The sequence below is a fragment of the Microcystis sp. M53598_WE2 genome (assembly GCF_030067735.1).
Classification (GTDB): domain Bacteria; phylum Cyanobacteriota; class Cyanobacteriia; order Cyanobacteriales; family Microcystaceae; genus Microcystis; species Microcystis aeruginosa.
In genome coordinates this window covers 1-15,448 of record NZ_JASJFE010001004.1, presented here as the reverse complement: position 1 = coordinate 15,448, position 15,448 = coordinate 1, and the positions used below count along the sequence as shown (strand labels likewise).

The window sequence follows — 15,448 nt, the reverse complement described above, 5'->3', positions numbered from 1 at the left end:
GGGCAACATTTTCAGAATCTCTTAACTGCGATTGCAGCTAATCCCAATATGGGAATTTTTGAGTTATCGATGTTAAGTGATGAAGAACGTTATCAATTGTTATCATTGTGGAACGAAACTCACACAGATTATCCCTCTGATCAATGTATTCATCAATTATTTGAAGAACAGGTAAAACGCACACCCGACGCGGTAGCAGTGGTATGTTCAGAGCAACAATTAACCTACAATGAATTAAATTGTCGTGCTAATCAATTAGCCCATTATTTGCGAAAATTAGGAGTAAAACCAGAGGAATTAGTGGGGATTTGTCTAGAGCGTTCCTTAGACATGATTGTGGGATTATTGGCTATTCTTAAAGTCGGTGGAGCTTATGTTCCTATTGACCCAGATTATCCCCAAGAACGCATTAGCTTTATGCTCCAAGATACCCAGGTTAAAATACTGTTAACCTGCGAATCTTTACAGAATTTCTTGCCAAATCATCAGGCTATTGTTGTCTGTTTAGACAAAGATTGGCAACAAATTAATCAGGCAAGTCTGGAGAATCTGAACAGCACAGTTTCTGCGGATAATTTAGCCTACGTCATTTATACTTCTGGTTCTACAGGAATACCCAAGGGTGTTATCGTCACTCATCAAGCAGTTAATCGACTGGTATTAAATACTAATTACATCCAGTTTACTCCTGATGACCGCGTTGTTCAAGCGTCTAATATTGCTTTTGATGCCGCTACTTTTGAAATTTGGGGGGCTTTACTTAACGGTGCTAAGATTATTATTATCGCTAAATCAGTTTTGCTCTCACCCCAAGAATTGGCACTAAGCTTAAAGGAAAATCGGATTAGTGTCTTATTTTTAACCACAGCACTTTTTAATCAGTTAGCCAATTTAGTTCCCCAAGCTTTTAGTAACTTACGCTGCTTACTATTTGGGGGTGAAGCAGTTGAACCAAAATGGGTACAAGAGGTACTAGAAAAAGGTGCGCCACAACGGTTGCTTCATGTCTATGGGCCAACGGAAAATACAACGTTTTCTTCCTGGTATTTAGTGGAAAACATAGCTTCTACAGCCACAACTATTCCCATTGGTAAAGCGATTGCCAATACCCAAATCTATTTGCTGGATAAAAATCTCCAACCTGTCCCGATTGGTGTAGTAGGAGAATTACATATTGGTGGTATGGGATTAGCCAAAGGTTATCTTAACCGTCCCGAATTAACCCAAGAAAAATTTATTCCTAATCCTTTTGAGAAGGATGAAGTGATCCCCCCAACCCCCCTTAATAAGGGGGGCAATGAGCCGTCAAAATTATATAAAACGGGAGACTTGGCCCGTTATTTACCCGATGGTAATATTGAATATGTAGGACGGATTGACAATCAAGTAAAAATTCGCGGCTTCCGTATTGAATTGGGAGAAATTGAGGCTGTACTTAGTCAAAATCAGGCGGTACAGTCTTCTTGTGTGATTGTTCGTGAAGACAATCCGGGGGAAAAACAATTAGTTGCCTATATTGTACCTAAGCTAGGAGTAAAGCTAACAAGTGGCGATTTGCGTCAATTTCTTAGCCATAAATTGCCCGGTTATATGGTTCCTGGTGCTTTTGTGCTGCTGGAGTCTTTCCCTTTAACAGCTAACGGAAAAATTGATCGTCGTGCGTTAAAAGCTCCCAGTAACACCAGTGATTCAGACAGATTTATTGAAGCGCGTAATCAGTTAGAATTAAACCTCGTGCAAATCTGGTCAAAAGTGCTAAAGATTGACAAAATTAGCGTGCATGATAACTTTTTTGACCTCGGTGGTCATTCCCTTTTAGCTCCTTATTTAATCACCCAAATTAAAGAACAGTTAGGCAAAGAAATTGCCGTAACTACAATATTTCAAAACCCAACTATTGAACAGTTAGCGACCATTATCCAAACCGATGCAGATTCCTCTAACCAGTCTTGTTTGGTTCCCATTCAACCCCAGGGTTCAAAGCCTCCTTTCTTCTGTGTTCCAGGCGCCGGGGGACGACCATTTTATTTTTACCATTTAGGACGTTGTTTAGGAAAAGATCAACCTTTCTACAGTTTTGAAAATGATCTCTATCAACAGTTTGGAGAAATCACTCGCATTGAGGATATAGCCAGTATTTATCTTCAAGCAATGCAAGATTTACAACCCCAAGGCCCCTACTTTTTGGGAGGACATTCCTACGGTGGTAATGTGGCTTTTGAAATGGCTCAACAGTTGGTTAATCAGGGTCAACAAGTGGCATTACTAGCAATCATTGATTCTTCAGCACCCACTTATAAAGACAAACAAATTTTGCTTGATTATATTAATTGGGATCATGCGCGATGGTTAGCTGAAGTCAGCAAAGGTATCGAAGTTTATTTAGATAAAACCATCGATATTTCCTATGAAACTCTTCAACTCTTAACAGTGGAGGAACAATTAAAATACGCCTTAAACTTTTTTAAACTGGCTAATATGCTTCCTCCCAATGCGGAAACTAGGCAGCTTGAAAAAATTGTCCAAGCCTATAAAACTAGCTGTTTATGTCTGATTGATTATCTCCCTAAACAGATTTATCCTGGTAAAATTACGATTATACGGGCCAGGGAGGAATTAGCTGATGATCCAAATAAAGATTTAATAGCTGGAGATTGCGAGGATTCCTCTTTAGGCTGGAGTGAATTTTCTACAGAGCCAGTTGAGATTCATTTCGTCCTAGGAAATCATGTCTCGATTATGGTGGAACCCCATGTCCAGATTTTAGCCAAAGAGTTAAAAGTTTGCCTTGAGATTTGATACCAAACCCGTTTTTAAGACTATGGTTAACTCCCAATCCAACTTGAAAAACCCAGTTATCAATTGTTTCTCCCCAATCTCATCTATCTTTTAAACAGGATTTAATCTAAGAACTGACGATTTTCTACAAGTTGTGTGAACGGTAAGACTAATGTAAAATGCTGCAAGGCATCTGATTGCTAGACAGCCGATTTGTATTCTTTTGCCTTACCATGGATTTTATATGAGTGAAATCCCGACCAACCAATCCAACTTAGTGATTTTAGGAGTCTCATCAATGACGGAAACTACTGAAACGGCCATTCCCAATGATTTTCTCGGAATTAATCCCACAGACATCAACAAAAAACTTGTCTCCTGGGGAATTTCTCTGGATGAAGTTGTTCAAAAACTTGCTTCTCTGGGACTCCCCGGCATTATTTTCATTATTGCTGTTGCCGCATCCGGTGGTACTGCCTATCCTGCGATTTACGCACTTTTTGGGTTAGGCGGTCCGCTGGGACTAATTGGTGGACTTGGGGTCTTAGGCATCTCTACCATTATTGGTGACATTGTTACGGGTTATGGCATTGAGGCACTGCTTAAAACGGTCTATCTCAAACGTCGTGAAACAGAAACTCAAGAATATCTCATCAATGAGGTGGAAGGTTTGCCAATTTCTCAAGTTCTAAAACTTAACCTGAAAAAGGCTATTGAAGTAGAAATTGCTGCCGAAGAACCCATTGCTCCCAAAGAAGTCGAAATTGCTGAAGAGTAGTTGTGACTTGACTAAGCACTTTCTCCCTCCTCTCTCCTGCTGCCCTCACCGGCAAATTGACTTTTTCAGCAAACCCTAAATACAACAAAAAACCGCCATAAATCTTACTCCTGCTTGACCTATGGCGGTAGTTTATTTCTGTCTGAATTACTGAAAGCAATCTTTAAATTAATTAACTATCTTCCCAGTCAGAAGGCCATTTCCAAGTCCAAACGGGAGCCGGTTCAGAATCGGGGGGGGAATCGGGAGTCGGAGCCTCGTCTTGGTCCACAGATAAAAAACGAGCAAAGAAGGGGATTGCTTTACTTTGTTCGGTATTGGGATAATTCATGGTCATTCCTAGTTTTGAGTGGCAGCTTTTTCAAGATAGCTGCGATTACCTTGTGATAGTAACATATATTGCCGTCTTACTCAAGTCAAATACTCACCTTACCCGCACTCCCATGGGTGACACTTATAGCTTTATTCAGGGTCATCAGGTACGCCAATTTTCTTCCCTGTTCTCCGCTCCCCATTCCTAATTCAAAAGCGATAACTTCTGTCCCTCACCAGATATGATAATATAGATTGATGGTTATAGGTTAATTGATAAAAACTTTTTTTACCATTAAATTGGGCTGTTAGTTGAACCTCTAAGGGAAATTTATCGGTATCTAAGGGAAAAGGTGTGGCTCCTTTTTTTATATCGCCTCAGCCACGCGGTCAATATCTAGTGCCTTAACAAGAGTTTGGCAAGCATTGCTATAACCCACTTCCCACTTCCCGCTCTACTAAGCCCAATCGTGTTAAACTAATGTAGTTTTTGCCGAAACAGTTAAGTGAGTTTAACAATGGATAAAAATGAATGGATTAGTAGATTCGATGATTTAATTTGTAGTCCTTCGATTCGAGAGTTTTATGGTGAAAGAGAGTTTTTTAATGTCGGTTATTGGCTCTCCCATACCCAAGATCAACAGGAAGCATCCTCTACTCTGATGGAGAAACTTTTAGAATTTATTCCCAACAAACAGGGAACAATTCTTGATGTTGGCTGTGGTTTGGGAGCAACTACCCATTATCTTCTCAAATATTATCCATTGACAGCAATTGTGGGGATTAACATTTCTCCGACACAAATTGCCAGAAGTCTCTTGAATTTTCCCGAGGGTAAATTTCTGTTAATGGACGCAGTAGAGATGGATTTTGCCGATCATTCTTTTGAGCAAATTATTTGTGTAGAAGCGGCTTTTTATTTTAATACCAGGCGGCAATTCTTGCAAGAAGCTTGGCGAGTATTAAAGCCGGGGGGAACCTTAATTCTCTCAGATCTGAGTTTTGCCACAACAGAACTTTTAGGTGATTGGACAGTTCCCCAAGCAAACACGGTCAAAGATAGGGCAGAGTATCAAAATCTTTATCAACAGGCAGGGTTTAAAGATGTTCAATTTGTCGAGGTGACGGAGGAGTGCTGGTTCAGACATTTTCGCCATCTTAAGTCTTGGTTAACAGAGGAATTGCAATCGGGAAAATTAGACGAAGAAACCTATAATTTAAACATTAAGCCTCTGGATAATTTGCTAAGTTCCTCGGCCATAACTTATTGGTTAGTTGCTGCCCAAAAGCCAGTCAATGTACTGTAATAGTTGTAAGTTTTTCTTGAATTTTTGGAGACAAAAAAAATGTTTGATTCCTTATCGGGTAAAAAAGTCGTTATTATTGGTGCAAGCTCCGGGATTGACCTAGCGATTGCCGAAAAATTGCTCTCCCTGAAGGCAAAAGTGGTGCTTTCCCATGCTTCTCAAGAGAAATTAGCTGCCGCTGTTGCCCTAATTTCCGGGGAGATTGAAGCCAAAACTGTTAATTTTTTAGAAGAAGATTCTGTTAATGCCTTTTTTGCAGAAATTGGCAACTTTGACCATTTAGTAGTCACCTCTCTCGGAGACAGAAATATGCCGCGAGCCTTATTAACCGAAATGACCGCAGAAACGGCCCGGGGAGGTATGGAGAAATTCTGGGGAACCTTTTTAGCAGTGCGTGGCTCCCTGAAAACTTTGGCCAAGGACGGTTCTATTACCCTGACATCCAGCGTCACTATGTTCAAATATTCCAAAATGGGCGGAATTTCCGTCATAGCCGCCGCTAATAGTGCCGTAGCCGTATTTGGACGCGCCCTCGCCCTAGAACTCGCTCCTATTCGCGTTAACGTTGTTGCCCCCGGATTAATAGAAGATACAAGCATCTGGACCAGTCAAGGTGATTCGGAACGCTCCGACCTGAGCAAATGGGCGGTTTCTGCTCTACCTGTCGAACATTTAGGGCAACCCGAAGAAGTCGCCCTAGCAGTATTGAGTTTGATTATCAACCCCTATATGACAGGGGTGGTTTTACCCGTGGACGGTGGAGTTACTCTTTAATCCCTAACTGGACTTAAACCCTCAACCCGGGAAAGTGATACTAAATCCTGTTTAAAGGGTATAGGAGGGAGTGGGAAGTGGGTTTTTAAAGTTGCATTAAGGGTTGATCATAGTACATAAGTTCGACTTTGCGATCGCTTGTCAGCCGCGCTCGATCATTGAAAATCTAACATAGAACTTGTAGATTTTTCTACCCATCCTAGCCGATTTTTTACGTTGTAAACTGCCAGTTTTACCATATTCATGCTCGCAGATATTCTGTAAGGATTTGCTGGCTTTTTAGGGTTAGGATCTATTTTAACGACATTTCCACTCCAAAGATCACTACCAGTTGCCCAGTCTAATCCAGCCAACAATGAAATTTTAGCACTATCAAAACTGTTGTTATTTTCATCATAAATATCGTGCAACAAGTATCCTAATATTTCTAAGCCTACACTACGTCCTAAAATACAACTTGTCTGAAATTGAGTTAACTGATCAACGGTTAATTTATCTGTGCTATTCTCCGCTATTTCTCTAGTTTGAGAACACTCATGAAAAAACTGATTTAAACATTTAGATAAAACCTCAGATGATTCTTCAACGCTTATCTCTGTTAAATCAGAACTAATGTCGTTATCAAATGCTAAACTTACTAATTTAGCCACATAGTTAAATGTATAAATAAGTTTCTTTTTTAACGAAGTTTGATCTTTGATAGCTTCTGTTTTACCATCAAACATAGACACTTGATAGAGTAAATTTTTAGTAATACCCACCCGTCCTTCAAATTCACCAAAGGAAAGGAGTAATGATTTATCTAAAGGTCTTGTTTGAGCCATATCTCTAAAATCAGTTTGGCATTGTCTAAAATCCCCTTCCAAGACCAAAGTAATAGGAAAATCATTATCACCGATTAGTTCCCCCTCAGAATTTGTAATCAATTCGTGAATAGCGCGTTTACGATGTTGACCATCTGTAATATCTAATTTGATTCCACGCCCAATTACAACCAAGCATAGCCCACGAGCAAGATCGATCAGCTTAATTTTTTCTGGATCAACATTAGCTGTTAGAGTTCCTAAAATCCATGGTTTATCTTGTTTAATCCGCTTAAGGATATATTCTTTAACTTCCTCTGTATGTCCTTGAACCTCTGGGCGATTTTTTCCTGAATCGGGATCGTTCCCTGTAGATGGCTTTGCTTGGAGCAAGGTTGGTAAATCATGAGCGGGAACGTTTATTTGAACCATTTTTCGTTTTCCTTGTTGGAAAACTAGCCCAAGATAGCATTTCTCTCTGTAATGCTCAGAAAAGTAGTATTCCAGTACCTGATTCAGTTGTTGAGTCAAATCTGAAGAATGAGCTGCAATATCAGACATAATAGAAAAAAATACCAAAAAACACTCAATAATCATATATTATAGCAGTTATCTTAATGATGAGGCACGAAGTTTTCGTTTTGGGGAATAGGGAACGCCAGAATAGGGAACAAGGAACAGCAGCTGATCGCCCAAGGATGATGCCAAATCCCGTCATACTTCATCTTTAGGCGAAACTCTGTAGTCATCCTTGAGACACTCAGTATCGAGAGAAATACGGACTTTTTATGACAGATACCCTCAAATCAGATAAGTCGCCTATCCGTACTATTGCGGAGTTTGTCGAGGATTTAAATTATTTAACTCAAGAAATACAGGAATTATACTGTGCAGATACTATTCCTTGGGTTGTGGGAGTATCATGGGGAAAAGATAGTACAAGTATACTGCAGTTAATCTGGAATGCGATCGCTGCCTTACCATTAGAGAAGCGACACAAAACCATTCATGTCATCACTACCGATACTTTTGTTGAAAACCCAATTGTTTCTACTTGGGTACGCAGATGTATTAGACAGCTTACAGAAGCGGCAAAACAGCAACAAATGCCTGTTAAATCGCATCTACTGCATCCTGAAGTTGACGCTACTTTCTGGGTTTGTTTGATAGGAAAAGGATATCCTGCTCCAAGGCACGGCTTTCGTTGGTGTACTGATCGCATGAAAATTCAGCCTGTCAATAACTTTATTCGCAATTTAGTCAGAGTTCATTGTGAAACTATTGTTGTGCTAGGAATTAGGAAGGCTGAAAGTCAAGCGCGAGCAATCACCATGAAAAAACATGAAATAGGTAGAGTTCGTGACAGATTAAGCCCCAATGGACGTTTAATCAACTCTTTGATTTATACTCCCATAGAAGATTGGCGTACTGATGAAGTATGGATGTACTTAATGCAGTGGGAAAATCCCTGGGGAGGAGATAACAAAGAATTATTAGCAATGTATCGAGGAGCGACTGCGGATAATGAATGTCCCCTAGTGGTAGATACTTCCACTCCTAGCTGTGGAGATTCGCGCTTTGGTTGTTGGGTGTGTACGTTGGTGAATAAAGATAAATCGATGGAGGCAATGATACAGAATGACGAAGAAAAAGAATGGTTACAACCACTTTTAGAGCTTCGCAACGAATTAGACTTAAAAAACGACAGAGAAAGGCGAGATTTTCGCCGTATTTATGGCAAGGTTGAACTTTTTGGTTCAGACAAGATCGAACCCATACCGGGACCCTATACTAAAAAATGGCGGGAATATTGGCTGAGAAGGGTATTAGAAGCTCAGGAGAGCGTGCGTACTAATGCCCCAGAGGAGATGAAAGATATTACCCTAATTACCACGGAGGAACTCAGCGAAATTCGCCGGATTTGGAGGGAAGAAAAGCACGAATTTGATGACCAATTACCGAAGATTTATAAACAAGTGACTGGAGAAACTTTTCAAGACCCGCGACCGGGGGCGGATAATAATCTTTTGGGGAGTGAAGAATGGGATATACTCGCGGATATCTGTGCCGAGGATTCCATGCACCTAGAATTATTGGCTAAACTGATCGATACAGAACGTCAATATTTTCTCAAAATCTCTCGCAAGGGTATTTACAAAGACCTAGAAAAATGCTTTGAGTCTAGTTCTCGTAGTAAAGAGGAAGCGATCGAAAATGCTCGTTATGTCTATGATCTAAAGAATGCCGCTCAAAGTGGCAATATTGCTCAGGTGAAAGAACAACTCAAAGAGAGTTTTAGTGAACCGGAAAAAGACCCGCAAAAACAGTTAACTTGGGCCAGTATGAAATTCCCTACAACCGTTGAGGAGGAGGAATAACGGGTTTATGTAGGGTTTGCTGAATAAATCTAACAACCTTGTTGGATAAGGTTTTTAGACTTTTTTCCCTCAAAAAGTGCCGACCCTTGTAGTGATTGGGGGGAAAATCCCTGGACTTTTTCCCTGAAAATTAGGTAATTGACCACCTGAAAATGGGTAAAACCCCACACCCCACACCCCACACCCTACACCCTACCCCCACGAAAAACTTTTTGCCGCAAACCCTATGTAAACTGGCGATCGAGTGGACCATCAATAAAATTACTGTTTCTCGACGACGAGATGAAACCCTACCAAAAAATTCCTATTCGTGAATGTGGGGAACCCCTAGTACCTATACCCGCAGATAAATTTGTTATCCCTTCTCCCCACGCTTACGAGAAATTAGGGGCTAATTATCGGGGTAAATCTCCCTATTTTTTGCGACAAGGGGTGTTAAATGCCCTAATTGATGCTCAAAACCGTCTGCAAGTCTATCAACCCGGTTGGCAAATTTTGATTTTTGATGCCTATCGACCGGTGGAAGTGCAACAATTTATGGTCGATTATAGTTTTCAGACTCTCCTAGACACAAAAGGATTAGCCAAAGAGAAACTATCGGAGGCAGAAAGTCAAGCGATTTTAACAGAAGTTTACACTATTTGGGCGTTTCCCAGCGATAATGCCGCCACTCCGCCTCCCCATAGTACCGGAGCGGCGATCGATATTACCCTGGTGGACGAGAAGGGACAAGCCATCGACATGGGGGGAGAAATCGATGAGATCAGTGAGCGATCGCATCCCGATTATTATATCGCCGCAAAAAGCCCGCGAGAACAGAGTTATCATCAAAAACGAGTTTTATTGGCTAAAGTGATGGAGGAGGCGGGATTTAGCCGACATAAGGGGGAATGGTGGCATTTTTCCCTAGGGGATCAGATGTGGGCCTGGTCGCTCGATCGAGCCTACGCCATCTATGGCAGAGTGGAGGATTAAGTAGGGTTTGCGGCAAAAAGTTTCTTGTGGGGACAGGGTGTGGGGTGTAGGGTTTTACAGATTTTGAGGGGGTCAATTACCTAATTTTCAGGGGAAAAGTCCCGGAATTTTCCCCCCAATCACTCCCGTCGCTGGTACTTTTTGATTGACAAAAAGTCTAAAAGTCTTACCCAACAAGGTTTTAAGATTTATTCAGCCAACCCTAGACCAATACTGATATACTAACAAAAGAAGACTCAAAGCTTAGACCAGCTTCTGATCGATGATCGCCAAAATTTGATCAACAAAAGCTTGGTGATCAACCACTGGTTTAGAAATATAACCATCGGCCTGACTCTGCTTGAGAAAATTCTCTCGATCGCCTTCCATAGCGTGAGCGGTGACGAGAATAACGGGTAAATCGGCGGTTTCGGGGTTAGCTTTGAGAATTTGGCTGATTTTAATGCCATCTACCGCTTTCCCTTCATAGACACTATGGGAGAGGGAGACATCCATTAAGATCACGTCCGCTTCCTTATCCCGAGCAATACGAAGCACTTCTTCCACGTCTTCGGTCCCTTTAACCTCTAGACCACCTCGTTTGGTCAAAATTTTGGCAAAAACGCGAAAATTAATCGGGTCGTCTTCTACAATCAAAACAGTCGTCATAGGGATGCTCAGGGATAAACAAGGTTAAAACGGGCAAAATGCCTTATGATTCACAGCTAGACAGATTGAAAACGAGAGACTCATGGCCAAACAACTGGATTTCTTAGCTAGTGGTCAAATTATACCCACGGCCTTACACCAAGAGATGGAACGATCCTATCTAGAATATGCCATGAGTGTGATCGTGGGGCGAGCCTTGCCGGATGTACGCGATGGACTAAAACCAGTGCATCGTCGCATATTATACGCTATGCACGAACTGGGTTTAACTCCCGATCGCCCTTTTCGCAAATGTGCGCGGGTGGTGGGGGATGTCTTGGGTAAATATCATCCCCACGGCGATCAGTCAGTGTACGAGGCACTGGTTCGTATGGTACAGGATTTTTCCAGTCGTTACCCACTTTTATCGGGCCATGGTAACTTTGGTTCGATCGATAACGACCCCCCGGCGGCCATGCGTTACACAGAAACCCGTTTGGCCGGCATCGGTGATCAGGCGGTTTTAGGGGGAATTAGCGAAGCTATCGTTAATTTTAGCAGTAATTTTGATAATTCTCAACAGGAACCGGTTGTTTTACCCGCTCAGTTACCGATACTGATTCTTAATGGTTGTTCGGGTATTGCGGTGGGAATGGCGACTAATATTCCCCCCCATAATTTAGGGGAAGTGGTGGAAGGTTTAATCGCTTTGATTGATAATCCCGATTTAAGCGAGGAAAAGTTAGTAGAAATTATCCCCGGGCCCGATTTTCCCACGGGAGGCGAGATTTTAGATGATACCGGCATTCGGGAGGCTTATCGCACCGGTAGGGGGATTATTCCCGTGCGCGGAGTGGCGAAAACTGAAACAATTATCATTGAGGGCAAGCGCCGAAGGGAAAGGACGGCAATTGTGGTTACTGAGTTGCCTTTTCAGGTGAATAAGGCTGCATGGATCGAAAAAATCGCCGAATTAGTCAATTTAGGGAAATTGGAGGGAATTGCCGATATCCGCGATGAAAGTAATCGCGAAGGCATTCGGGTGGTGATTGAATTAAAGCGGGAAAGTCAACCGCAGCAGGTTTTGGCGGCTTTATACCAACAAACGGCCCTACAGACTAATTTTGGGGCGATTATCCTCGCTTTGGTCGATAATAAACCCCGGCAGTTATCTTTAAAACAAGTTTTACAGGAATTCTTGCGCTTTCGAGAAACGACTCTCACCCGTCAGTATGGCGACGAGTTGCAACAGGCCAGCGATCGCTTACACCTAGTGGAGGGTTTATTATTAGCTTTGCAGAATATCGATCGAGTGGTGGATATTCTCAAAAATGCTCCCGATGGGACGACGGCTAAGTATCGTTTTCAGGCAGAATTGGGCATTAGTGACGCTCAAGCTGATTCTATCTTGGCTATGCCCCTACGTCGTTTAACCGGTTTGGAAAGACAAAAGTTAGAGACGGAAGCGACGGAATTACAAACAAAAATTCAACAGTTGGAAACTCTCCTCCATAACCGTCAGGAGCTTCTCAAGTCTCTGAAAAAAGAATTGCGCTCTTTAAAGAAAAAATTCGCCGATAGCAGACGGACAAAAATTCCCACTGGCAAGTCGGGAGACAGGAGACAGGAGACAGCAGGGAAGAAACAGGATTCTGTTGTTAAAAAACAGGAGACAGTCCCGATGAAAAAATTTTCACCACCAGAGACGAAAGAGGTTTCCTTACCTACACCCCACACCCCACACCCCAAACCCCACCCCCCACACCCTACACCCTCTTTCAAGGCAGAAGTTAAAAAGCAGGAGAATAAAGTTAAGAAAAAGTCTGAGAGTGAGAATGCACCGAGTTTAAGCCTATTTACGCCCCAAGAACCCCCAGAAAATGCGATTTTATTGCTTGATGCCGAAGATAAAATTAGTTGGACGACACCAGAAGAGCGAGTGCCGGACCGGGGTTTAATTATCTATCAACAGGCGATCGAAAAACGGGAAAATTTCCTAGTTATCCTCGATAATGCTAAAGCTTACCCGATTGCTACCCGGGAAGTTCCTCCAAAAGACAATCAACCGGTGTTAATCTCCAGTCTGCTGACCAAAACCGCCCAAAAAGAGTCAGAAGCCGTGTTAAATCAATTTTTCTTGACGGAACCTCAAAAAAGTCAAGAATTGCTTTTACTGAGTCAACAGGGGCGAATAAAGCGGCTTCCCATCGATGAATTAGAGGGGGTTGGTAGTCGGGGTTTGTCCCTCATGAAATTGAAAGAAGATGATCGCCTGTATGGCGCTATTTTTACTCACGAGGGTCTGGACTTAGCGATCGCCACCAGTAGCGGTCGGGTGTTGCGTTATCCCGTGCGCGAGGAATTATTGCCAATGATGAGTAAATCCGCTCAGGGTTTGGCAATTTTGCGATTGCGCTACGGGGAACATCTAGCCGGCTGTGTTTCTCTCCCCCATCGGGAAAATCTGCTGCTGATTTCGGGATTGGGTTACGGAAAAAGACTGGCGATCGAGAATTTACGACTATCACAATTAGGCGATCTTGGTTCACCTGCTTTACAATTCGTCAACAAACAGGATAGTTTAGCGGCCATGGTAGCGGCGCGGGCGGGGAGTATAGTGTTATTAAGTACCAATCAGAATCGAAAACTACCCTTAGAGGTGGAAACTGTGGCAGTCACGGGTAAAGACGGGACAGGTTCACAATTAGTCAAACTCAACCCCGCAGAAAAAATTATCAAAGCACAATTGTTACACCATCTCTAAACAATGGCGAAAAAACCGAAAAATGTTGCTCGTAAACACCGGCATTGGCAAAGATGGTTAAAACTAACTCCGATTCTGGTTTTTGGGTTTATTATCTTTAATTTAGCGATTAATTTAGCCATCCGCTTGCCAATTAATCAACAAAAACCCGTTGATGCCATCTTAGTTTTGGGGGGCAGCATTCGTCGGGAAATTTATGTAGCCAATCTAGCCCAGCAATACCCCGATATACCGATTTTAATTTCCCAAGGCTCGAAAGACCCCTGTATTTTATTACTATTTGAACGGGCAAAAGCGCCAAAAACTAACGTCTGGTTAGAAAAGTGTGCTGATTCTACCTTCGGCAATTTTTTCTTTGCCGTGCCAATTTTAAAACAATGGGGAGTACATAAAGTAAAAGTTGTCACCTCTCCTACTCATTTACCCCGCGCTAAATGGTTAGCAGCAATTCACTTGCAATCCCACGGTATAGCAGTAGAAATCGATGCAGTCCGAGAAATTGGTATCCCCGGTAATCACGAATCAAAGCTAAAAACTGGGTTAGATGTGACTAGAAGTATAATTTGGGCTTTTGTCGGACAATTAATCTCTCCCCCCTGTTGGCAAGTCATTCCCTTAAATTCCGTTGATTTAGAAGCTTGGCACGATGAAGGTTTTAAATGTGAATCCCAAGGTAAGATCAGCTAAACCATCCTCTCCCAGTTAGTTTTTTAGCGGCTGCATCCCATGTTTGTAAATCTACTAAGTTGGGGTTTTTAAAGGCAAACTCTCTCTTCCCACTTTCCTATACCTTTTAAACAGGATTGAGTATCAGAGGCCCTATCGGGTATTTGCGATCGCATCTAGAGCCAGATTCAGTTTCAGTAGGTTAACCCCCGGTTCACCGAAGATGCCGAGAAAGCGCTCGTCGGTGTTTTTGGTAACGAGGATCTCCACTTGATTCGTCGGTAATCCCCGCACCCGCGCCACCCGCTCGATCTGCGCTCTGGCGGCCTCCGGGGTGATATGGGGATCAAGACCAGAACCGGAGGTGTACACCAGAGCCGCGGTGGGTTTAATTCCCGTCTTCTCTAATCGGGGAATCTCCCCCTCCAGTGCTTTTTTCGGGTCGGAATCGGGTTTTCCTTTAATTCGCTCGATCAACAGGGGGTTACTGGGAGCTAGGTTACTCGCTCCCGAAATTCCGGTTTGCAGGACTTTGTTAGGATCGTTTTTCGGATCGGCCGTACTGTAGTTGGTGGTACTTGGACGACTATTAAAATAGCGATCGCTGGTGAAAGGTTGCCCAATTAGAGCCGAACCCACCACTTGACCTTGATTATTGGTGATCAAACTCCCGTTCGCTTGCCAGGGAAAAAGAATTTGACCGATGGCGATCATCGAGAAAGGATAGATCAGGGCAGTAATTACCCAGAGAACTAGGGTAGAACGGATGGCTCTACCGGCCTCGCGTGCAAAACTCATAATTAGGGTTTACTGAAAAAGTTTGTTGGTGGAGTTAGGAGTCAGGAGCCAGTAGTCAGGAGTCAGGAGAATTAAGAATAAACAACAATCAATGAAAGAGTCTATTTAGAGATTTTCTGCTTTTTCCCATTTTTGAACTCTCAAAAATTAATTGTGCCAGAAATCTCTTAAAACCTCTCCGGTACAAAGATGACCAAGAACAGATAGATAAATAAAGCAAAGGCGACTAATCCTAAAAGGGTTAATGCAGAGGCTTGCCCCCTATCGATAGTGCTTCCCGTAGAAGCTTGAACGATGGAGGAGAAAAGAATTGTTAGACAGAAATTTAAGAAAATATACCAGAAAAATCGGTATTTTCTAGGGGCTGCTTTCATAAGAATTAGAGTTTTTTGGAGATTTGTTTTTGCCAGTAAATCAAGAAAATAAGTAGGTAGGCGTTAAAAATTATCAGACACCCCCCTTATCAAGGGGGGATTAAGGGGGGATCG

At 42.4% G+C, this 15,448-nt stretch carries 14 protein-coding genes and 1 pseudogene; 9 read left to right on the top strand and 6 right to left on the bottom strand.

What is annotated here, in order from left to right; genetic code table 11:
* The coding region (locus PX636_RS20590; protein WP_288118602.1) for a non-ribosomal peptide synthetase at positions 1-2,799 on the top strand (2,799 nt) is incomplete at its 5' end.
* A gap of 277 nt (positions 2,800-3,076) precedes the next feature.
* Positions 3,077-3,556 (top strand): hypothetical protein, encoded by a 480-nt coding sequence (locus tag PX636_RS20585; protein ID WP_288118604.1) that lies wholly within the window; start codon positions 3,077-3,079, stop codon positions 3,554-3,556.
* 172 nt (positions 3,557-3,728) lie between these two features.
* Here PX636_RS20585 and PX636_RS20580 read toward each other — a convergent pair whose 3' ends face one another.
* Positions 3,729-3,887 carry a microviridin/marinostatin family tricyclic proteinase inhibitor gene (locus tag PX636_RS20580; protein WP_041804430.1) on the bottom strand — a complete coding sequence of 53 codons (159 nt, stop codon included), beginning with the start codon at positions 3,885-3,887 and terminating at the stop codon, positions 3,729-3,731.
* On the opposite strand from PX636_RS20580, the gene PX636_RS20575 reads away from it, so the two are divergent.
* Entirely contained in the window at positions 3,886-4,077 is a 192-nt protein-coding gene (locus PX636_RS20575; protein WP_288118599.1) for a hypothetical protein, read from the top strand. The two genes, PX636_RS20580 and PX636_RS20575, sit on opposite strands and share 2 nt — an antisense overlap.
* Before the next feature lie 22 nt (positions 4,078-4,099).
* On the opposite strand, the pseudogene PX636_RS22770 reads toward PX636_RS20575, so the two are convergent.
* Positions 4,100-4,308, bottom strand: a pseudogene (locus tag PX636_RS22770) (MvdC/MvdD family ATP grasp protein); the annotation flags it as partial.
* A 78-nt stretch (positions 4,309-4,386) separates the two neighbouring features.
* Here PX636_RS22770 and PX636_RS20570 point away from each other — a divergent pair.
* Both PX636_RS20570 and PX636_RS20565 read left to right on the top strand, forming a co-directional pair.
* Positions 4,387-5,175 (top strand): class I SAM-dependent methyltransferase, encoded by a 789-nt coding sequence (locus PX636_RS20570; protein WP_287731518.1) that lies wholly within the window; start codon positions 4,387-4,389, stop codon positions 5,173-5,175.
* 39 nt (positions 5,176-5,214) lie between these two features.
* Complete coding sequence (locus PX636_RS20565) at positions 5,215-5,949, top strand: SDR family oxidoreductase (RefSeq protein WP_288118596.1); 735 nt, start codon at positions 5,215-5,217, stop codon at positions 5,947-5,949.
* A gap of 155 nt (positions 5,950-6,104) precedes the next feature.
* Here PX636_RS20565 and PX636_RS20560 read toward each other — a convergent pair whose 3' ends face one another.
* Complete coding sequence (locus PX636_RS20560) at positions 6,105-7,313, bottom strand: DNA sulfur modification protein DndB (protein WP_052278590.1); 1,209 nt, start codon at positions 7,311-7,313, stop codon at positions 6,105-6,107.
* A 227-nt stretch (positions 7,314-7,540) separates the two neighbouring features.
* On the opposite strand from PX636_RS20560, the gene dndC reads away from it, so the two are divergent.
* Both dndC and PX636_RS20550 read left to right on the top strand, forming a co-directional pair.
* Positions 7,541-9,130 carry a DNA phosphorothioation system sulfurtransferase DndC gene (gene dndC / locus PX636_RS20555; protein WP_052278281.1) on the top strand — a complete coding sequence of 530 codons (1,590 nt, stop codon included), beginning with the start codon at positions 7,541-7,543 and terminating at the stop codon, positions 9,128-9,130.
* A gap of 282 nt (positions 9,131-9,412) precedes the next feature.
* On the top strand, positions 9,413-10,105 hold the full coding sequence (locus PX636_RS20550) for a M15 family metallopeptidase (protein ID WP_079206633.1): 693 nt from the start codon (positions 9,413-9,415) through the stop codon (positions 10,103-10,105).
* A 243-nt stretch (positions 10,106-10,348) separates the two neighbouring features.
* On the opposite strand, the gene PX636_RS20545 is transcribed toward PX636_RS20550, so the two are convergent.
* Positions 10,349-10,753, bottom strand: coding sequence for a response regulator (locus tag PX636_RS20545; RefSeq protein ID WP_002761765.1), 405 nt, complete (start codon positions 10,751-10,753; stop codon positions 10,349-10,351).
* Positions 10,754-10,835: 82 nt separating this feature from the next.
* Here PX636_RS20545 and PX636_RS20540 point away from each other — a divergent pair, with 82 nt between their 5' ends.
* The gene (locus PX636_RS20540; protein WP_288118591.1) at positions 10,836-13,496 is read left to right on the top strand and encodes a DNA gyrase/topoisomerase IV subunit A; all 2,661 of its coding nucleotides are present in this window, start codon (positions 10,836-10,838) and stop codon (positions 13,494-13,496) included.
* Between the two features lie 3 nt (positions 13,497-13,499).
* The gene (locus tag PX636_RS20535) at positions 13,500-14,183 is read left to right on the top strand and encodes a YdcF family protein (RefSeq protein WP_012268158.1); all 684 of its coding nucleotides are present in this window, start codon (positions 13,500-13,502) and stop codon (positions 14,181-14,183) included.
* Between the two features lie 132 nt (positions 14,184-14,315).
* On the opposite strand, the gene kdpC is transcribed toward PX636_RS20535, so the two are convergent.
* A complete protein-coding gene (kdpC, locus tag PX636_RS20530) occupies positions 14,316-14,960 on the bottom strand; it encodes a K(+)-transporting ATPase subunit C (protein ID WP_288118588.1) in 645 nt (214 codons plus the stop codon).
* Positions 14,961-15,127: 167 nt separating this feature from the next.
* Positions 15,128-15,334: a potassium-transporting ATPase subunit F gene (locus PX636_RS20525; RefSeq protein ID WP_044034745.1), complete on the bottom strand. Its 207-nt coding sequence runs from the start codon at positions 15,332-15,334 to the stop codon at positions 15,128-15,130.
* Between the last annotated feature and the right edge of the window lie 114 nt (positions 15,335-15,448).